The organism is Rhodococcus koreensis, assembly GCF_900105905.1.
Lineage (GTDB): Bacteria > Actinomycetota > Actinomycetes > Mycobacteriales > Mycobacteriaceae > Rhodococcus_F > Rhodococcus_F koreensis.
On record NZ_FNSV01000005.1, the window covers coordinates 7,627,255 to 7,646,727 of the forward strand.

The 19,473-nt window shown below is 69.4% G+C and carries 19 protein-coding genes and 1 riboswitch; of the genes, 7 read left to right on the forward strand and 12 right to left on the reverse strand.

Features of this window, described 5'->3' with window-relative positions:
• Window positions 1–21 precede the first annotated feature (21 nt).
• Window positions 22–765 carry an SDR family NAD(P)-dependent oxidoreductase gene (locus tag BLV94_RS39205; protein ID WP_072945894.1) on the reverse strand — a complete coding sequence of 248 codons (744 nt, stop codon included), beginning with the start codon at window positions 763–765 and terminating at the stop codon, window positions 22–24.
• Between the two features lie 300 nt (window positions 766–1,065).
• Here BLV94_RS39205 and BLV94_RS39210 point away from each other — a divergent pair, with 300 nt between their 5' ends.
• The 3 genes from BLV94_RS39210 (at window position 1,066) to BLV94_RS39220 (ending at window position 5,192) form a co-directional block, all read left to right on the forward strand.
• A complete protein-coding gene (locus BLV94_RS39210; protein WP_072945897.1) occupies window positions 1,066–2,355 on the forward strand; it encodes an MFS transporter in 1,290 nt (429 codons plus the stop codon).
• Entirely contained in the window at window positions 2,355–3,989 is a 1,635-nt protein-coding gene (locus BLV94_RS39215) for an AMP-binding protein (RefSeq protein ID WP_072945899.1), read from the forward strand. Before BLV94_RS39210 ends, BLV94_RS39215 begins: the two co-directional genes overlap by 1 nt.
• Window positions 3,990–4,070: 81 nt before the next feature.
• Window positions 4,071–5,192, forward strand: a complete 1,122-nt coding sequence (locus BLV94_RS39220) for a methyltransferase (protein ID WP_072945901.1) — start codon at window positions 4,071–4,073, stop codon at window positions 5,190–5,192.
• A 288-nt stretch (window positions 5,193–5,480) separates the two neighbouring features.
• Here BLV94_RS39220 and BLV94_RS39225 read toward each other — a convergent pair whose 3' ends face one another.
• From BLV94_RS39225 to BLV94_RS39240, 5 genes are all read right to left on the reverse strand, one after another.
• Entirely contained in the window at window positions 5,481–5,771 is a 291-nt protein-coding gene (locus BLV94_RS39225) for a hypothetical protein (protein ID WP_072945903.1), read from the reverse strand.
• A gap of 345 nt (window positions 5,772–6,116) precedes the next feature.
• Entirely contained in the window at window positions 6,117–6,251 is a 135-nt protein-coding gene (locus BLV94_RS51640) for a hypothetical protein (protein ID WP_255315001.1), read from the reverse strand.
• Window positions 6,252–6,346: 95 nt separating this feature from the next.
• The gene (locus tag BLV94_RS39230; RefSeq protein ID WP_083395813.1) at window positions 6,347–7,705 is read right to left on the reverse strand and encodes a T3SS (YopN, CesT) and YbjN peptide-binding chaperone 1; all 1,359 of its coding nucleotides are present in this window, start codon (window positions 7,703–7,705) and stop codon (window positions 6,347–6,349) included.
• Between the two features lie 70 nt (window positions 7,706–7,775).
• Window positions 7,776–8,438, reverse strand: a complete 663-nt coding sequence (locus tag BLV94_RS39235) for an ESX secretion-associated protein EspG (protein WP_072946154.1) — start codon at window positions 8,436–8,438, stop codon at window positions 7,776–7,778.
• 14 nt (window positions 8,439–8,452) lie between these two features.
• On the reverse strand, window positions 8,453–9,352 hold the full coding sequence (locus BLV94_RS39240) for a PPE domain-containing protein (protein ID WP_072945905.1): 900 nt from the start codon (window positions 9,350–9,352) through the stop codon (window positions 8,453–8,455).
• 123 nt (window positions 9,353–9,475) lie between these two features.
• Here BLV94_RS39240 and BLV94_RS39245 point away from each other — a divergent pair, with 123 nt between their 5' ends.
• Entirely contained in the window at window positions 9,476–10,687 is a 1,212-nt protein-coding gene (locus BLV94_RS39245; RefSeq protein WP_072945908.1) for an MFS transporter, read from the forward strand.
• 3 nt (window positions 10,688–10,690) lie between these two features.
• On the opposite strand, the gene BLV94_RS39250 is transcribed toward BLV94_RS39245, so the two are convergent.
• Window positions 10,691–11,236 carry a hypothetical protein gene (locus BLV94_RS39250; protein ID WP_072945910.1) on the reverse strand — a complete coding sequence of 182 codons (546 nt, stop codon included), beginning with the start codon at window positions 11,234–11,236 and terminating at the stop codon, window positions 10,691–10,693.
• 303 nt (window positions 11,237–11,539) lie between these two features.
• Here BLV94_RS39250 and BLV94_RS39255 point away from each other — a divergent pair, with 303 nt between their 5' ends.
• Together BLV94_RS39255 and BLV94_RS39260 are read left to right on the forward strand one after the other, a co-directional pair.
• A complete protein-coding gene (locus tag BLV94_RS39255; protein ID WP_072945913.1) occupies window positions 11,540–13,117 on the forward strand; it encodes an FAD-binding protein in 1,578 nt (525 codons plus the stop codon).
• Window positions 13,114–13,458 carry a 4Fe-4S dicluster domain-containing protein gene (locus tag BLV94_RS39260; protein WP_072945915.1) on the forward strand — a complete coding sequence of 115 codons (345 nt, stop codon included), beginning with the start codon at window positions 13,114–13,116 and terminating at the stop codon, window positions 13,456–13,458. Before BLV94_RS39255 ends, BLV94_RS39260 begins: the two co-directional genes overlap by 4 nt.
• A gap of 10 nt (window positions 13,459–13,468) precedes the next feature.
• On the opposite strand, the gene BLV94_RS39265 is transcribed toward BLV94_RS39260, so the two are convergent.
• On the reverse strand, window positions 13,469–14,458 hold the full coding sequence (locus BLV94_RS39265; protein WP_072945917.1) for an alpha/beta hydrolase: 990 nt from the start codon (window positions 14,456–14,458) through the stop codon (window positions 13,469–13,471).
• A 178-nt stretch (window positions 14,459–14,636) separates the two neighbouring features.
• Here BLV94_RS39265 and BLV94_RS39270 point away from each other — a divergent pair, with 178 nt between their 5' ends.
• Window positions 14,637–15,995 carry a WS/DGAT/MGAT family O-acyltransferase gene (locus tag BLV94_RS39270; RefSeq protein ID WP_072946156.1) on the forward strand — a complete coding sequence of 453 codons (1,359 nt, stop codon included), beginning with the start codon at window positions 14,637–14,639 and terminating at the stop codon, window positions 15,993–15,995.
• 29 nt (window positions 15,996–16,024) lie between these two features.
• On the opposite strand, the gene BLV94_RS39275 is transcribed toward BLV94_RS39270, so the two are convergent.
• The 4 genes from BLV94_RS39275 to BLV94_RS39290 all read right to left on the reverse strand — a co-directional run bounded on the left by BLV94_RS39275 (window position 16,025) and on the right by BLV94_RS39290 (window position 19,376).
• Window positions 16,025–16,837: an ABC transporter ATP-binding protein gene (locus BLV94_RS39275; protein ID WP_072945919.1), complete on the reverse strand. Its 813-nt coding sequence runs from the start codon at window positions 16,835–16,837 to the stop codon at window positions 16,025–16,027.
• Entirely contained in the window at window positions 16,830–17,651 is an 822-nt protein-coding gene (locus tag BLV94_RS39280; protein ID WP_072945921.1) for an ABC transporter permease, read from the reverse strand. Before BLV94_RS39280 ends, BLV94_RS39275 begins: the two co-directional genes overlap by 8 nt.
• Entirely contained in the window at window positions 17,629–18,669 is a 1,041-nt protein-coding gene (locus BLV94_RS39285) for an ABC transporter substrate-binding protein (RefSeq protein ID WP_072945923.1), read from the reverse strand. Before BLV94_RS39285 ends, BLV94_RS39280 begins: the two co-directional genes overlap by 23 nt.
• A complete protein-coding gene (locus tag BLV94_RS39290) occupies window positions 18,654–19,376 on the reverse strand; it encodes a TenA family protein (RefSeq protein WP_072946158.1) in 723 nt (240 codons plus the stop codon). Before BLV94_RS39290 ends, BLV94_RS39285 begins: the two co-directional genes overlap by 16 nt.
• Window positions 19,370–19,465, reverse strand: a riboswitch (TPP riboswitch). It overlaps the preceding gene by 7 nt.
• Between the last annotated feature and the right edge of the window lie 8 nt (window positions 19,466–19,473).

Consider the following 19,473-nt stretch of genomic DNA (forward strand, 5'->3'; position numbering starts at 1 on the left):
GGTCGTCACAGTCGTGGTGTGTCACAGCGCCCAGCCTCCGTCGACGGTGAGAACGGAGCCGGTGCAGAACGTGGCGTCTTCGCTGAGGAAGACTGCGGCCTTGGCGATTTCGTCGACGGTGCCGAATCGGCCCAGGACGGTGTCCTGTTCGATGCGCCTGCGCGCGGATGCGGGCACCGCGTCGGTCATGTCGGTGGCGACGAAGCCGGGGGCCAGGATGTTGACCCGGATGCCGTCACGGGCGACCTCCTTCGCGAGCGATCGCCCGAAGCCGACCATCGCCGATTTCGCGCTCGCGTAGGCGGTGTCGCCGGGGTGACCGATCACGCCGACGACCGACGACACCAGAACGATGCTCGGTGACGTGCCGTTCGCGAGGTGGGGTAGCGCGGCCCGGGCGAGGGCGACGGTGCCGCGGAGGTTCGTCTCGATCACGCTCCACCAGGCGTCCGGTTTCGTCGCGTTGAGCCGTCCGCCCGACCACTGACCCGCATTCAGGATCAGCGAATCGAGGCGTCCCCAATGGGAGACGACGTGCTCCACCGCGGAGGTCGCCGTGGTGTCGTCGTGCAGGTCGAAGTGGATCGGTAGTACCTGATCAGGGGCGTTCGCGGTGAGCTTCTCGGCTTCGTCACGGCCGGTTCGGTACGTGCAACCCACCCGGCAGCCGCGCTGGGTCAGGCCGATGGTGACGGCGGCCCCGATGCCGCGGGAGCCGCCGGACACCAGTGCGACGCGGAGATCCTCGTTGTCGTTCTCGTTCATGCCAGAAATGTACTGACCGATCCAAAAATAGTCCAGAGCTGTGGAAAAATTCGATGTAAATGCACTTAATGCTCGACTAACACGAGCGCCTTGAGGTTGGATCAATCGGTACAAAAATGCTTGCGGTCGACGCGGTGGCTGTGTTAAACCTGTGACTGCGGCCACACGGGGCGACGTCGCGGACACGAGGTCCGATCGGCGAACTCCGGACGAGGCCCGACCGCTCGATCACAACCGCGGTGGCACCGGGCTGGACAGGCAACCGCACCGCCCCACATCAGCAGCGATGGGAGATTCGATATGAGAGTCATCGACGACCTGGAGGTCACCCGGGTCGAACCCCGGAAGGTCGCGTTCGCGTCCTTCGTCGGAACCGCGATCGAGTGGTACGACTTCTTCATCTTCGGGACCGCGGCCGCCCTGATCTTCGGGAAGGCGTTCTTCCCGTCACTCAGTCCGCTGTCGGGGACACTCGCCGCGTTCGCGACGTTCGGCGTCGCGTTCGTGTCCCGTCCCGCCGGAGCCATCGTCTTCGGGCACTTCGGAGACCGCATCGGCCGCAAGAAGATGCTGGTGTTCTCCCTGGTGCTGATGGGGTCGTCGACCGTCGCCATCGGTCTGATCCCCACCTACGGCGCCATCGGTCTCGCGGCGCCCGTGCTGCTCGTCCTCGCGCGCCTTGCCCAGGGCTTCGCGGTCGGCGGAGAATGGGGCGGCGCGGTACTGATGGCGGTCGAACACGCACCGCGCGAGAAACGCGCGTTCTACGGCAGTTGGCCGCAAGCCGGCGTTCCCGCCGGACTCGTGCTCGCCACACTCGCGTTTCTCCTCGTCGAGCAGCTTCCGGAGGGCCAGGTGCAGGCGTGGGGTTGGCGGCTTCCGTTCCTGGCCAGCGCCGGGCTGGTCGCGGTCGGCATGTACGTGCGGTTGAAGGTCGTCGAATCGCCGGAATTCGAGAACGTCAAGCGCGACAAGAAGATTGCCGACTTCCCGATCCTCGCGGTGCTGCGGGGTGAGAAGCGCGCACTCGGCGTCGGGATACTCACCCAGGCCGCCTCACTCGTGCCCTTCTACCTCGTCACCGTCTTCGTGCTGTCGTACGGCCCGAAGGAACTCGGCATCTCGCGGCAGACGATTCTGCTCAGCATCCTCGTCGCGTGCGTCCTCGACATCGTGTCCGTGCCCTACGCGTCGATGATCGCGGACCGGATCGGGACTCGGAAGATGCTGATCTACGGCTCCGTCTACATGGCCGCGATCGCGTACCCGTTCTTCTGGTTGCTGTCCACCGGCACGGGTGCCGCGGTGCTGCTGGCGATGATTCTGATCATCACCATCGGCCACGCCGTCACCTACTCCGCGGTCGCCGGATACGTCACCGGTCTGTTCCCTGCCGAGGTCCGGTACACGGGCGCGTCCGTCGCCTATCAGTTCGGCGGCGTCGTATTCAGCGCGCCGGCACCGTTCATCGCGGTGGCGATCGCGGCCGAGACGGACGGTGCGTGGGCACTGGCCGCATACATCGCCGCGGCGTGCGCGATCACCGTCCTCGTTCTGACCCTGACGAAAACTGCAAAGGTGAACCACTGATGTCTCTCGACGGACCCGCGTCGCCCGCACTCGCCGCTGCCTGGCAGGACATCGAATCCCTGCTGGACCGCGACCCGTTCGGCGGCGACTTCAACACGGCACACGAGATCTGCACCCGCTACGCCGCCGACCCGAATCGGGTGGCGCTGACCGTCCGGCACGAAGACGGGTCGGCCGACCGCTGGACGTACTTCGAACTCGACCGTCTCGCCGCCAAGGCGGCACGGGTGTTCGCCCGAGCGGGCCTGAAGCGGGGAGACCGCGTCGGCGGACTGCTGTCCCGACAGGTCGAGAGTTGGATCACCGCGCTGGCGGTATGGCGATCCGGGCTGGTGTACGTGCCGTTGTTCGGCGGTTTCGCCCCGGACGCGATCGGTCTTCGACTCGACGCGGCAGGAGTCCGCGCGATCGTGGTCGATCGGCGGTACCGGCCGGCGCTCGCGGAGGCGCAGGCGACCCACGGACTCGACCCGGCCGTGTTCGTCGTCGGAGACGGCGCGGCCGGCGGGACCGACAAGTCGTTCTGGACCGAGGTCGACCTGGCGGCCGCCGACGGTCCGCTCGAGAAAACCGCACTGGGCGACACCGCCACCCTGCTGTTCACCAGCGGAACATCCGGAACACCGAAGGCGTGCACCATGACCCACGCCACGTTCGTCTCGGTCATGCCCTACGTGAAGACCGTTCTCGGGGCCACCCGCGACAGCATCGTCTTCTCCACCTCGGACCCGGCGTGGGCGTTCGGACTGTTCAGCACGGGCGCCGCCGTCATGGCGCTGGGCGTGCCGCGGGTCTTGTACTCGGGGAAGTTCGTCCCCGAGGCCTGGCATCGCGTCATCAGGGAGGAGAAGGCGACGATCCTCACCACCGCGCCTGCTGCATTGCGGCGACTGACGGCGACGTTCGCGCAGGAAGGTGTACCGGCGTCGCTCCGCACCGTCGCCGCTGCCGGTGAACCGCTGACCGCAGCGGTCGCCGCAGACTGGGCAGGCACCGGTGCACCCGCCGTGCGCAACGGATACGGACTGTCCGAGGTCGGCATGCTGCTCGGCGACACCCAGGGCACCGAAACGCGGTCCGTTCCCGGCTGGATGTCCGCCGGGATCCTGGGTTTCGACACCTTCCTCGCCGACCGGGACGGCGAACCGGTGGCCGAGGGCCTGCCGGGATTGATCGCGGTACGGCAGCCCCGCCACCAGATGTCCAGCGGGTACGAGAACGCCCCCGAACTGTGGGCCGACCGCTGGCGCGGCGACGTGTTCCTCACCGAGGACCGCGCCGTCACCGACGCCGACGGGCGGTGGCAGATACTGGGCCGGGACGACGACATGATCATCGCGTCGGGACACAACATCAGCCCGGTGGAGGTCGAGAACGCGCTGCTGCAGCACCCGGCGGTCGCGGACGCGGCGGCAGTCGCGTACGAAGATCCGGTCCGCGGCGGAGTGGTCCGGGCGGTCGTCGTCCGCGCGGACACCCCGGGTGACGACAGCGACCTCGTCACGCAACTGAAGCAACTCGTCGCGCAGCGCGTCGGGCCCTACGCGGCGCCGAAGGTCGTCGACTTCCGGCCCGACCTCCCACGCACCGAAGTCGGCAAGCTCCGCCGGGCGGCGGTCCGCGCACTCCCGTAGGGCGGCTCCGCCGCCCGTGAGTGGTTAAGGAGTCCCTGCACTCGTTAACCACTCACGGGCCGTAGGCCTAGGCTCTCCCTCATGGAAACCGAGTTCGTCCGCTGGACCGAGGACGGCACCGAGCATTCGGCGGTGTGGCGGTCCACCAGCGGGGCGGCGCCCCCGAAGAAGATCAGGGTCGCCGACGACTCGATGACCGCCGACGAGGCCTACCGTCTGGCGTGCGAGGGGACGGCGCTGCTGTGGCGCGGTGATTTCCACAACGCCCGCCAGCTCGGCACGGCCGTCGCCGCCCGCACCGACCGCAAGGCCCGCAAGACGTCCACGGACCCGGCCACCGCGTTCCATCTGCACCGGCAGACACAGTCGCGGCGGGCAGGCATCCTCGGGATGCTGCTGGTGCCGTTCGACGCCGACCAGACCGTTCCGTTGCGCCGCGCCCCCGACGTGCGGCAGGCGGTGCTCGCGGCATACGGACCGACCGACCAGCCGACGGTCACCACGCTGCGGGATCTGCTCGGCGCGATCGGCGCCCACGAGTGGCAGAAAAAGGGCGTCGAGATCCCCGCCCTCGGTGCGCGCATCCACCCCGGCTACGGCGTGTTCTCACCGATTCGCGGCGAATACGTCGACCTCGTCGCCGATACCCCGCTGCCGTCGCTCGCGACAGCGTTCGACATCGGCACCGGCACCGGCGTGCTGGCGGCCGTCCTTGCGCACCGCGGTGTCGAGAAGGTGATCGCGACCGAACTCGACGCGAACGCGCTGGCATGCGCGCGGGCGAATCTGGACCGGCTCGACTACGCCGGTCGGGTGCAGGTCGTGGAAACGGATCTGTTCCCCGACGGCCGGGCGCCGTTGGTCGTGTGCAACCCGCCGTGGATCCCGGCCCGGCCCACCTCGCCCATCGAGTACGCGATCTACGACCCGGACAGCCGGATGCTCCGCGGATTCCTCGCCGGCCTGGCCGAGCACCTCGAACCCGGGGGAGAGGGCTGGCTCATCCTGTCCGACATCGCCGAGCACCTCGGACTGCGAACCCGCGAGGAATTGCTGACCCTGATCGACGACGCCGGCCTCACCGTTCTCGGGCGGCGGGACGTGGCGCCCCGGCACGGCAAGGCCGCCGACCGCTCGGATGCGCTGCACGCCGCCCGCAAGCGGGAAGTGACGTCGCTGTGGCGGCTCGGCGCGCAGGACTGACGACCGCGACTGCGTGGTGTTCGGGCCGTACGACTCCGGCGTGACCCGCGGCGTCGACACGAGATCCGGGATCGCACACAACGGTTCGCCCGTCGCGCGATCGTAGGCGCCGTCACCGAGCAGCACCGGGAGGTGAGGGACACCGTCGTCACGCTCGTCGTCAGCCCGACCCGCGGCCGACGCGCCGCGATACATCCGATGCACGTACGGCGCCTGGCCCCGGGCGAACCCTGACCGTTGAAAACACGTCGGTGCGACCAGTCAGCATGTCCGCCATGACGATCAGCGTCAACGAACCCATTTCCACGGCTTGTCCCAGAGTCCGGGCGGCGGCACGAAGGGTAGCTGGCCCAACTGTCCCGGCGGTGGGAAGAATGGCAGTTGGCCCAACTGTCCCGGCGGTGGGAAGAATGGCTGCTTCGCCGGTTGTCCGGGCGGTGGACCCAAGTCGGGTACCGAGATGCCGGGTAGCGGCGGTGGCCACGGATCAGCATTTGCCGGAACGGCGCCGAGTCCCAGCGTGGTGAAGCCCAGCGCACCGGCGACCAGGGCACGCGCCGCACTCGTTTTCAGATTCATCGTGACTCCTTCTGCGTCTGCTCGACCACTGGCTGTGGTGGGCAGACCACCGGTATGCACGCTTTAGTGTGCGCCTGTGCGCATTTTTGTGGGTTACGGATGGGATTGTTGCGAAGTGGCGGCACTACCGCGTTTCAGGGGCCTCAGCCGAGCGCGAAACCGTCGACAGCTGCCGCTGCCTACCGAAGCACAAGGCCCCCAGATGCTTGCACGGTGCGGTGGAGCCTGGTCTGGCGGTCGTGGGAATGGTGACTTCCGTGTTGCCGTCGAGCGTGGGAAGTGGGTAGAGCGGGCAGGCTTGTGCGCCTTTGTGGTTGCTGCAGCTACCAGAAAGGCGCACGGGCGCTAGCGCTTCTTGACGTGCGTGACGATTTCCGGATCGCTCTGTCCGTTCGTCTTCATCTTCTTGTCGGCGCGCTTCTCCTTCAGCGACTTGCCGGATTTCTTCGACATGGAATTGCGGGGCGATTTGTCAGCCATGGACCATCCCTGAATGCGGAACCTGGACGGCTCCGATAGAGCCGACAGTACGCCATATCCCGGGAAACCCGGACCGATCGTCGAAACGGTCGCTTCTAGGACGACGGATCGTCGAACAGCGTCTGCTCCTCGGGGTTGTTGAACAGTCCCATCTGCTCGGGCCGCGGCTTGGTGTCGGGAGCGTTCTCCGTCGGCGGCAGTACGACGGTCCGGAGGGCGTTGCGCAGGGTGCGGACGACGCGCTCCCAGTGCTCCACCGACGCGTCGTCCGTGTCACGCAGACGGGACACCCACGCGGTGCCGGTGTCGAGGAGGGCGAGGATCCGGTCGCGGTCGTGACCGCACACGTCGGCGACGACGGCCGGATCGGTGTCGCCACCGCACCCGGGATCGAGATGGAACAGCGTCTGGAGTTCCTTCGGCAGATCGGTCGTCGACGTCCCGTTCCCGGTGTGGGGTGCCGACACAGGTTCGGGTTCCTCGTCGGGGCCGGAGTCCCGGTTGAAGAACAGTTCGCCGCCGAACCGCGCCGCGAAGTCGCTGTCGACGGTGCGCAGGAAATCGGCGAACGACTTGCAGCTGTCCGTAAGGTGCTGCGGGACGAACGGGTTGCCCGACACCTCCAGGAACGCCGACAAACGGTCGTCGACCAGCACGAACTTGATCCGTGACCAGGTGCGGTTGAGGTCGGCGGTGACCTCGGCCGCCCGGGTGCGGTCGCTGATGTCGTGCACCAGCGGCGCGAACAGTTGCACGTCGACGGTGTCGGCGAGCGGCCCGACAAACAGGATGGTGTTGCCCATCCGGATCGGGACGTCGCCGTCCGGGTCGCGTTCGGGCAGCAGCCCGAGCATCGGCACCAGCGAGAGCGTGATCAGTTCGTGCAGGTGCTCGACGTCCCGCGGGACCACGGCGGCCGCGGGGTCGAGTTGCGCGACCAGCGGCGGCCGCACCGCAATCGGGTCGAACGTGGCCTCGGGATCGGTGCTCGACGTCTCGGTACTCAGGAACGCGGGATGCGTGATTCCCCAGACGTCGCGGAACGCGGCCACCGCCATCGCGGCCAGCTGATCTGACCACGACAGCTTCTTGTCCACGTAGAACGCGGGGGAGCCGTCGTCCGGGTCGTCGTCCGGGCCGCGGGTCGGACGGTTCCAGCCCAGCTCGGTGAGGTACGTCTGCTCGGCCTCGGTCAGCGCGCGGTCGGGGTGCAGGTAGTGGTTCGACGGCACCTCGCAGCGCACTGTGTCGCCGTCCCACACCACGAACTGGATGCACGGCATCAGCCCCTGGGATTCGTCGAGTTCCTCGAATCCCGATTCGAGCACCAGTAGGTCCTCGTCCTGCATCGCCGCCAGATAGTCCGCGAGGCGCCGCTGGAACTCCGCCCAGTCGCGGTTCACGCTCGAATCCAGATCGAAGTCCTGCATGTCTGCTCCGTCCGGGTCGGCCACAGGTCACCTACTTCCGCTGTATACGGTAGCGGCGATCGCTGACACCGCAGCGCAGGAGGGGGTGCGGGGCTCAGACGGGGTGACCGGCCGCGATCCGTCCGGTCAGCCGGGTGACCGCGTCGAGGAGGTCCCACGACGTGCCCGGTTCCACCGCCACCGCCGTGTCGCCCCACACGAGATATCTGCCGTCGCTGTCGATGTCACGCCACGCCAGACCGCCGACCGGGCGCGGCGAGTGCCGCGCGCCGCGGACGACGGTGACGACCCCCTGACCCGTCGACGGGCGGTCGAGGATCCGGGCGACCTCCGCCTGCCGGTGCGCGGCATCCGCCCGGTCGACCACGACGCCGCGACGCGTGCCCGCGTCGGTGTCGGGCAGCTGCGCGATCAGCTGCCTGCCGACGTCGTACGGTTCACAGCTGCGGATCACCACCTCGCCGCCCGGATGCTGCACCGCCGCGATTCCGTGCCCGCGCGCGAGCGCCCCGATCAGGCGGATCGGCGTGCCGCCTTCGGAGCCGGAGATCTCGATCCGGAGGTCGGGTTCGGCGAGCACCAGCAGCGCCGAAGCGAGCGGGTCGTGTTCCGGTCCGGAGAAGTCGGCGCGGATCCGGCGCTGCTCGGCCTCGTACTCGTCGGCGGTGGCCAGCGCGCTCGTGACCTTGAACGGATACGGGATGCGGTCCTGGCCGGTCCGCGCCCACGACGCCGAGAACTGCGGACCGCTCAACACCCAGTGCCCCACGACTATTCGCCGATCACCGCGGGCGTGACGAGGGGCAGTTTCCCGACGAGTTCGCTTCCCTCGTCGATGCTTTCGAGGTAGGTCGGTGGTTCCTCCTCGTCTTCGCGTGCGGCGGGCAGGGCCAGACTGCCGGGCCGTTCGGGGGCCGGCGCCCGGTGCACGGCCACGATGCCGTGCGCGTACTGCGCCACCCCGCCGCCGACGGCCCCGGCCAGCGCCGCACCGGCGATCGAACCGGGAGCGGCCTGCGTGGCCTGGGGCTGGACCTGGTCACTCTCGCGAGGCTCGGAGTCCGCGCCGGGTTCGGGTTCGGCCACCTGCTGATCGCTGGGTACGCCGTGCACGCCGTTCGGTCCGATGTCGAAGCCCACCGGCTGCCCGTGTTCCGTCGCCGCACCGTGGGTCGCGGCGAGACCGTCGGTGGGGAGTCGATCGTCGGCAACCCGATACGACGACGCGTACAGGGTATCCATGGCCGCCTTCGCGTCCTGTTCCGCGGCATCGGCGTCGGCTTCCGCGGTCCAGTTGCCGGGTAGCACCCGGGTCCAGTCGGTCGGGTGGTCCCCGGGCGGGCCGACCGCACCGCGTACCGCTTCGGCGCCGGCGCTCGCGTGCCGCAATGCGTCTCCCACGTCGGCGAAACGGTCGCCGACCTGCCCGGCCCGGGCGGCGTAGTCGTCGAGTGCCGACACCACCGCGGTCGCCGACCGTCCGCGCCAGCCGGTGCCGACCGCGGCCCGGGTCGTTTCGTGGAACGCGGCCACGGACTCCTGAAATTTTCGTCCGAGGTCGTCCCAGGACGAGGCGACCGCCTCGGACTCGGCGGGTCTCAGGGCGTCGACAGCACTGCTGATGGCGCGGTGATCCCAGGCGCCCGATCGAAAATTCTCCCCGCCATTCATCCCCGACCTCCGCTGCTGGACACTCTCGGTCCCGGAGTGGACCCCCCAATCCGGCGGGAAGCCACCTTACCGACTGCTGGACGGGGCTTGTCACCGCTCCCGATCTCCGAAAGGCTCGGATCCATGCCTTCGTTCTCGCCCGCAGTGTCCGGAACCCGCACCCGGCGGTCGTCCGCCCTCGCGGTCGGGGCCACGTCGTTCGCGTTCCTGGTCACGATGATGGGAACGACACTTCCCACCCCGCTCTATTCCATCTATGCGCAGGAACTGGCGTTCAGCGCCCTCACCGTCACGATCCTGTTCGCCGTGTACGCGGTCGGGGTCGTGGTCGCGCTCGCCCTGTTCGGGCGGCTGTCCGACGACCTCGGACGGCGTCCGGTGCTCTTTCTCGCGGTCGCCCTCGCCGCGGTGAGTGCCGTGCTGTTCTTGTTGCCGTCCACGCTTCCGGTGTTCGTGGTGGCCCGGGTGATCTCCGGGCTGTCCGCAGGCCTCATGACCGGCACGGGCACGGCCGCGGTGATCGATCTGTTCCCGCCCGACCGCAAGGCGGCAGCCGGAATGCTCGCGATCGCGGTGAACACTGGCGGACTCGGATTGGGCACGCTCAGTGCGGGGGTGATCGCCGACCTCACCTCGAGTCCGCTGACCATTCCCTATGTGGTGAATCTCGTGCTCGCCGTCCTCGCGGGCGCCGCGTTGTGGCTGTTCGCGCCGGCACCGGCCACCCGCCCGACGTGGCGCATCCGACCTCGCCGCCTGCAGGTTCCGGCGTCGATCCGCGGCGCCTTCGTCACCGCCGTGCTCGCCGCCGGAACCGCATTCGCGGTGACCGGTGTGCTCACCGCCGTGTCGGCGCTGTTCCTGACCGAATATCTGGGGTCGAGGAGCCACACGATGGCCGGTCTCGTCGTGTTCCTGACGTTCCTGTTCATGGCCTTCGGTCAGCTCCTCGCACGCCGGATGTCGACGGCCGCCGCGATGCTCGTCGGGTGCCTCGCGTTGATCCCGTCAGCCGGCCTGCTGGCGCTCGCGCTGGCGAACATCGTGCTCGCGCCGCTGCTCGCGTCCGCGGTGGTGCTCGGCGTCGCCGGGGGCCTGTGCCTCAATGCCTCGATCGCCACCACCGTCGAACGGGTCGAGCAGCAGTTCCGCGGCGGGGTGTCGTCGGCGTTCTTCGCGGGGATCTACGTGATGCTGGCCGTCCCCGCGGTCGGTGTCGGCGTGCTCGCGCGGTTCACCGACCTTCGGGCCGCCGGGATCGTCTTCAGCGCGCTGGTCGCCGCGCTGGGTGCGGGGGTGGCCGTCGCGCAACTGATCGCGCGCAGACGGGCCTGAGCGTCAGCCTCGTGGCCTGGTGGTGACCGGCGGGATCGTGATCACCGGACGCGTCGTCGTGGTGGTGGTCGGCGCCAGTGTCGGTGCCACGGCGGCCTGCGGCGGAACGGTCGCCTCAGTCGTCGTGACGATCGGGGGCCGGGTCACCGGCGTGGTGACCGGGGCGAGGCTGATCGTCGGCGGAGGGGGAGGCGGAGGCGGCGCGAGCGTCGTCCGGACCGGCGGCGGGGGAGGCGGCGCGGGGGTCGTCGAGGGCGCGGGCGGCGGCGCGGTGGTCACCGGCGCCGGTTCGGTGGGGAGGGTGACGACCCTCGGGGTGGTCAGCTCCGCCATCTGCCAGGTGGGGGTCGGCGGGACGAACACCTGGAACGTCGCCGGTTCCGCGCTGTACGGCCCCGCGGCCTGCAGACCTTCCGACGACAGTGGTGGTGGCACGACTGTCGGTCCGCGACTGCCGAACGCGCCGCCTGCGGCGCCGATCATCAGCCCGGAGACCGCTGAAACGGTGGCAATCGCAAGCGCCCCGATCGCTACAGTCCTGTCGTCCATGCTTTACCCGTCGTCGGCGTGCAAATGCGTCCACCATAGAGGGCGTTGCCCCCGGCTGGTGCACGTGTCCGCAATCGAGTTGCCCGGGAGGGGTTCGCTCGAAGGTTGCCGGGCGGCCGCCGGGGTTCGGCGCACGCTGACGAGAACCCTTGCCCGGACGGGGTCGCGAGCCGACGATCGAGCGGTGTCCATACCGCTCCGACCGGGGGTAACGATGTCTCTGCTCGACAAGTTGTTCCGCCGCCGCCCGCTGTCCGAACGAGCCGGGGCGGCCGTCGCCGCGTCGGCGATGCTGTTCGCTTCGTGAGCGCACTCGAGATCGTCGCCGACGTCCTCGTCCTCGGCGGCGGACCCGCCGCCACCTGGGCGGCACTGTCCGCGGCCCGGGAGGGCGCCCGGGTGGTGCTCGCCGACAAGGGGTACTGCGGAACAAGCGGTCCCACCGCGTCGGGTGGCAACAACCTGTGGAACATCCCGCCCGGCCCCGCCCGCGAACGGTCGGTGCAGGCCCGCTTCGAGGACGGCGGCCGGCTGTCCGAACCGGCCTGGATGTACCGGGTGCTCGAGGAGACCCACCGCCGGGTGGACGAACTGGCCGATTCCGGCTACCGGTTTCCGTCCGGCGACGACGGCCGGGAGGTGCGCACCAGCCTGCAGGGGCCGGAGTACATGCGCCGGATGCGCAGGCGCGTGCACCGGGCCGGGGTCACCATTCTCGACCACAGCCCCGCCCTGGAACTGCTCACCACCGGCGACGGCGTCGTGTCCGGCGCCGCCGGTCTGCAACGGCAGAACGGATACGCGCCGTGGTCGGTGCGCGCCGGGGCCGTGGTCGTGGCGACCGGCGGCTGCGCGTTCCTGTCGGGAAGTTTCGGAACGAACGTCGACACCGGCGACGGACTCCTGATGGCCGCCGAGGTCGGGGCGTCGTTCTCGGGCATGGAATTCTCGACCGCCTACGCGCTGGCCCCGGCGTGGAGCGGGCACACCAAGGGCTTGATGATGCAGTTCGCCACGTACTACGACGCGGACGGCCAGCCGCTCGGGGACGGCGGCTTCTCCGCACGCGGCGCCGCGATGGCGCACCTCGCCACCGGCCGCCCGGTGTATGCGCGGCTGGACCGGGCCCGGCCCGACATCCGCGCGGCCATGCGCACGTCGCAACCGAATTACTTTCTGCCGCTGGACAAGGCGGGCATCGACCCGTTCACGCAGAAGTATCCCGTGCGCGCGGTGCTGGAGGGGACGGTGCGTGGGACCGGAGGCATCCGGATCACCGGCACCGACTGCGCCAGTGACGTTCCCGGCCTGTTCGCGGCCGGCGATGCCGCCACCCGCGAGTTGATCACCGGCGGCCGCAGCGGCGGCGGCAGCCACAACGGGGCCTGGGCGATCTCCTCGGGAACGTGGGCGGGCGCGGGTGCCGCCCGGTTCGCGCGGGGGCGTCCCGTCCCCGACGGAGTGCGCGGCGCGGGAACGGCCGGTCTGCGCGGCCCGTCCGCCCGGCGGCAGGCGTCGCGCGCCATCGTCGGACTGGTTCAGGAGCACACCCTGCCGCTGCGGCGCAGCTACCGGCGCAGCGCGGCGAGCCTGCAGGACAGCGTGACCGCGCTCGACGAAGCCTGGTCGGGTGCCGCCGATCTGCTCGGCGGGAGCGAACGGGAACTGCTGCAGGCACGTTCGGCCGCCGCGATGCTCGCCGCGGCCCGGTGGGCGACCCACTCGGCGCTGGCGCGGACCGAGACCCGGGGCATGCACGTGCGCACCGACCTGCCCGACACCGATCCGTCGCAGACCCGTCGCCTGCTGTCGGGCGGACTGGGCGAAGTGTGGGTGCGGCCGGAACACGGCGCCGCCGAAAACAGGACGGTGGCGTCGTGATCGAGGTCGTCCTCGCCGACAGGTGCGTGCAGTGCGACATCTGCATCAAGGTCTGCCCGACGGACGTCTTCCGGCGCGGCGAGGACGGGGTTCCCGTCGTCGCGCACCAGGAGGACTGCCAGACGTGCTTCATGTGTGAGGCGAACTGTCCCACCGACGCGCTGTACGTCGCGCCGTTCGACACCCCGGTTCCCGAGGGCTCCACCCACACCGACGCCGACGCGCTGGCGGAGTCCGGGGCGCTCGGCGCCTACCGCGCCGTGATCGGGTGGGGTGGCGGGCGCACGCCGGGTTCCACGCTCGACCGGAACCACCTGTTCGCACCCGTGAGTACTTCGTAACCGCCGGACGTTAACAAGTACTCACGGGGGTGGCCCTGCGGATGAACCGGCCGATCTCGCGGATGGCGCGGGTGCCTTCGGGGAGCAGTCCGGCGGCGGCCTGGAAGACGTGCACCTGCCGTTCCCACACCTGCAGTTCGCACGGCACACCGGCCTGGGACAGCCGCTCGGACATCAGTTCCGCGTCGACGTACACCATTTCCTGCGACCCGGTCTGGATCAGGGCAGGCGGCATGGAGGCGAGGGAGCCGTCCACGGGGGACGTGGACGGCTCGTGCCCGCCCCGGGTGTCCAGGCGTTCGATCAGCCTGGACAGGGCACCGACCGCGCGTTTGGGGAAGACGGCGCAGAGGTCGGCGTTGGGATGGGCCAGCTTGTTGACCGGGTCGAGGTCGGTCAGCGGCGACAGCGCGACGTCGGCAGCGGGACGCGGCAGCCCCTGGCGCAGCGCTTCGAGCGTCACCATGAACGTCAGGAATCCGCCCGCCGAGTCGCCGGCGATGACGATGCGGTCCGCGGTGTACCCGTGCGCGAGCAGCCACCGGTACCCGTCGACACCGTCCGCGACGGCCGCCCGGATGGGGTTCCGCGGGATCATCCGGTACGCGACGTTCAGCGTCGACGCCTGGGACTCCGCCGAGATCCGCGACACCATCTGGCGGTGCGAGTTGATCCCGCAGCACAGGAACGCCCCGCCGTGGAGGTAGAGGATCGCCCGGTCGCCGAGCTCACCCGGAGGCCGGATCCATTCGGCGCGGCAGTGCGGCAGCCGGACGGGCCTGCGCTGGGTTCCGCGGATGGGGCCGAGCGAGTACCCGAACAGGTCGACGACTCCGGTGGGCCACGGCAGTTCGGGGTAGCGCGCCCACCCGTCGAGGAACGGCCGGACCGTGCGGCGGAGGGTGTGTGCGAGGGCCGCCGACTGCAGGCTGGTCCCGGCGAACTCCCGCCGCGTCACCGGGAGCGGTGACGGGCAGAATTCGTAAGTCGCAGTGCTCATTGCCTGCCTCCGTTCCGGCCTCGGTGCCCTTCGACGTGCTGCCTTCAGGTTTGCCACCTCTTTGCGCCGTACGGTCTACATCGAAGTAGGTCGCACGGACGCTACGCCCGACGTAGCATCCAGGCGGAAGTCGTAATGGGATAGTGACCGAGCGGGGGTGAACGTCCAGGTGGGGATCATGCCGGTTACCGATTCGATATTCCTTCTCGGCGAATCGCGAGAGCATCCGATGCATGTCGGATCGCTCGAATTGTTCACACCGCCGGAGGATGCCGGACCGGACTACGTGAAGTCGATGCACGAAACACTGCTGAAGCACACGGACGTGGACCCCACGTTCCGCAAGAAGCCGGCGGGCCCGGTCGGCAGTCTCGGGAACCTGTGGTGGGCCGACGAGTCGGACGTCGATCTCGAATACCACGTGCGTCATTCGGCCCTGCCTGCGCCGTACCGGGTCCGCGAATTGCTGACGCTGACGTCCCGGTTGCACGGCACGCTCCTGGACCGTCATCGCCCGCTGTGGGAGATGTATCTGATCGAGGGCCTCTCCGACGGCCGGTTCGCGATCTACACCAAGCTGCACCACTCGCTGATGGACGGGGTCTCCGGGCTGCGGCTGCTGATGCGGACGCTGTCGACCGACCCGGACGTGCGCGACGCGCCGCCGCCGTGGAACCTGCCGCGCTCGGGGTCGGCGAACGGAGCCGCCGCCCCCGACCTCTGGTCGGTGGTGAACGGGGTCCGCCGCACGGTCGGCGACGTCGCCGGTCTCGCGCCGGTGTCGCTGCGGATCGCCCGCACCGCGATGGGTCAGCACGACATGAGGTTTCCGTACGAGGCGCCCCGCACCATGCTCAACGTCCCGATCGGTGGCGCGCGCCGGTTCGCCGCGCAGTCCTGGCCGCTCGACCGGATCCATGCCGTGCGGAAAGCGGCAGGCGTCAGTGTCAACGACGTCGTGATGGCCATGTGCGCCGGGGGGCTGCGGGGCTACCTCGAGGAACAGAACGCGCTGCCGGACGAACCGCTGATCGCGATGGTTCCGGTGTCGCTGCGCGACGAGCAGAAGGCCGACTCCGGCGGCAACGCGGTGGGGGTGACGCTGTGCAACCTGGCGACGGACGTCGACGACCCGGCGGAGCGTCTGACGGCGATCTCCGCGTCCATGTCGCAGGGAAAGGAATTGTTCGGCAGCCTCACCTCGTTGCAGGCGCTGGCGTGGTCCGCGGTCAACATGTCACCGATCGCCCTGACGCCGGTGCCGGGGTTCGTCCGCTTCACGCCGCCGCCGTTCAACGTGATCATCTCCAACGTCCCGGGACCGCGGAAGACCATGTACTGGAACGGGTCCCGGCTGGACGGCATCTACCCGACGTCGGTGGTGCTGGACGGGCAGGCGCTGAACATCACGCTCACCACCAACGGCGGCAACCTCGATTTCGGTGTCATCGGGTGCCGCCGCTCGGTGCCGAGCCTGCAACGCATCCTCCACTATCTGGAGGCTGCCCTCGGCGAACTGGAGGCGGCACTACTCTGAGACGCTACTGCTTGGAGGCGCCGCGGGTTTCAGCGTCTGCCCGACTCCTGCTCGACGAGGGCCCGCCGCGATTCCTCGTGCAGCACGCCGAGCAGTTCGTGTTCGACGTCCGCGAATTCGGGTGACGTCATCATCGACAGTTCGCGGGGGCGGGGCAGGCCCACCGTGACCTCGCGCCGCACGGTGGCGGGCCGGGCGGACAGCACGACCACCCGGTCCGACAGGTAGACGGCCTCCCGGATGTCGTGGGTGATCATCAGGACGGTCCACCGGTAGCGCTGCCACACGTCCTGCAACCAGGTCTGCATCTCGGTGCGGGTCAACGAATCCAGGGCGCCGAACGGCTCGTCGAGCAGCAGCACGGGACGGTCCTGGACGACGGTCCGCAGCATCGCGGCGCGCTGTCGCATGCCGCCGGACAGCTGGCTGGGGCGGGCGTCCTCGAACCCGCCGAGACCGAAGACGGAAAACAGTTCCCGGGCTTTGTCCCGCGCCTGTTTCCGGGGCACGCCCTGCACCTCGAGTCCGAGGGTGGTGTTGTCGAGGACGCTGCGCCACGGGAACAGCAGGTCCTTCTGCGGCATGTACGCGCAGTTCGACGGGCCACTGCCCGCGGGACGCACGGGCTCGCCGCCGATCGTGACGGTGCCGGCGTCCGGTTGGTCGAGTCCGGCGAGCATGGCGAACGCGGTGCTCTTCCCGCACCCGCTGGGGCCGATCACCGACACGAACTCGCCCGGTTCGACGGTGAACGAGACGTTGTCGAGGACGGGACGGATGCCGCCGCGGACGGGGAATCCCTTGCTCAGTCCGGACAGTGCGACGCGCGCGGTCTCACTCATGCCGGGCCCTCTCGTTCTTGATCCAGGGGGCGACGACGCGCTCCACCGCGAACGTGAGCAGGTAGAGGCTGACGCTGATCACGGCGGTGACGAGCACCGCCGCCAGCACGAGGTCGGTGCGGAAGGAGTTCTTCTGCGTGGCCATGTAGATGCCGAGACCGGACGTGGCCCCGACGTATTCGGCGAACACGGCACCCACGACGGCGTACGTGATGCCGATGCGCAGGGCGGTGAAGAACCGGGGGATGGCCGAGGGCAGCCGCACGTAGCGGAATTCCTGCCACCGGGAGGCGCCCATGCTGCGCAACAGCGCACCCGCCTCCCGGTCGGCGGCGGCGAAACCCTCGATCAGGCCGATCGTCATGGGGAAGAACGTGGCGAGGGCGATCACGAGGACCTTCGGCAGCAGACCGAATCCGAACCAGATGATCATCAGCGGCGCGATCGCGATGATCGGCAGCGTCTGCGACACGACGAACAGCGGAACGAATGCGCGTCGCAGCCACGGCGAGAAGTCCACGAGCACGGCGAGAGCCCACGCGCAGAGCAGGGACACGGCGAACCCGATCAGCGTCACCTGCAGTGTCGCGGAGGCGTGACCGGAGATGGCGTCCCGCGCCCGCCAACCCTGCTGGACGACCCGCAGCGGCGACGGCAGCACCTGCGGCCGGATACCGCTGACCGTCACGTACACCTGCCACGCGACGACCAGCAGCGCCACGACCACGACCGCGGGCAGTACCCGCCGCAGCAGCGGGGACGTGCCCGGGGCCGGGGTCCGGAGGGTCGGGTCAGGGCTGAGCGAGGTACTCATTGGTGAAATACGTCGACCAGTCGGGTTCCGTGGTCAGCGGTGCCCCGTCGGGGCCGGTGAGCAGGCCGTGCTGGAACAGGAAACCGGAGTACCCCGCCCACTGCTCGGCCGTCTGTGTCCCGACCTTTCCGGAAGCGTCCTTCATGTACTCGGAGGACAGCATCTGCTGGCTCTCCCGCACGAGGGACTCGTCCGTGAAGGCGCCGGGATTGGCGTCGATCAACATCTGCGCGGCCTCGTCCGGCCGGTCGGCGGCGAACTGGTAGCCGCGCTGCAGGGCCTGGACGAACTTGCGGGCCTGCTCGGGATGCTCGTCCATCCACTGCTCGTTGCCCTCGATGACGAGTGCGTACGCGTCCGGGAAGCCGTAGTCGGTGTAGTGGAAGTAGCGCATCGGGGTGCCCCGGTGCTCGGCCTCGATGCCCTCCCAGCCGAAGAACGACACGGTGAAGTCGGCGGTGCCGGAGTACACGGCCTCGTAGGCCGACGTGCCGAGCGTGACGGTGGTGAATTCGCCCTTGCCGCCGTCGTTCCGGATGATCTGCTTCAGCGTCTCCTCGCCGTCGGGGTCCGCGAAACCGGCGTAGATCTTGCCGTCGAGATCCCGGGGGCGGGTGATGTCGGCGCGATCCGCCTTCACCGCGATGCCCGTCGCCCAGTGCTGCAGCGGGGCCATGACCGACGTGGTCTGGGCGCCCGCGGCCTTCGAGAACGTCGCGGAACTCTGGAAGCTCACGCCGAACTCCGCGTTGCCGGCGTCGACGAGGGTGTCGGGTGAGGTGTCGTTGTACGGCAGCACCTGCACGTCGAGTCCGGCGTCCGCGAACCAGCCCTCCTGCTGGGCGACGAACAGTCCGGTGTGGTTGGTGTTCGGCGTCCAGTCGAGTGCGAACCGGATGGTGTCGTCGGACTGTGAGTCGCCGGCGCAGCCGGTGAGCATCGACAGGGCCGAGACGAGGATGACGGCTGCGGTGGCCGCGCGCTTGGTACGGGAGAAAAGTGTCACGACGCCGGCCATTCCTGCTTGTTGAGTGCGGTGTCCCAGAACATGAGTTCGTAGCGGCTGGCGATCGTGAACGCCTCCACCATCGCCTCGCGCTGGGCTTCGGTCGCGGCCTCCGCGGCGGCGTCCACGAGTTCGCGGGCCATCGCGACGGCGGCGTGGAACTCCTCCGCGTCGTACGTGGTCACCCACTGTGCGTACGGGTGCGACGGGTCGGCGGCCAGCACGTCCCGGGCGCTCGCCGCCAGCCGGCGTCCCACGTCCGCGTAGATCCAGAAGCACGGCAGCACCGCGGCGGCGGACACCGCGTACGGCTCGGTGGCGGCGACCGCCGTCAGGTAGGAGATGTACCCGAGGCAGGCCTGCGAATGCTGCGGTTCGGCGTCCGACGCGGGGAGCCGTCCGCTGGTCAGCAGATTCTGGTGCAATGTCGCCTCGACCGTGGCGGCCTCGGCTGCCGAGCCGGCCCAGAAGCCGGCCTCGACGGGGCCCGGCGCATGCGCGGCGACCAGGGACAGGGCCTTCGCGTACCCGGTCAGGTACAGGAAATCCTGCTCGATGTAGGTGCGGAACACGTCCAGCGGCAGTGTTCCGTCGCCGAGGCGGCACAGGAACTCGAGTTCGTCGATCGCCTCGCGCAGCACCTTGGTCCGGTCCCACAAGTGGTCCGTGAATCGGGCGTGCTGGCCTGCGCCCGCAGCACCTTGGACAGAGCTATTCACAACGTTGACATCCCTTCGTCAGCATTACCTGAGCAGGTTCCCGGGTGTGTTCTCAGCCCCGCCCGTGCGGAGCACCCCGTGTCAGAACAAGCCGACC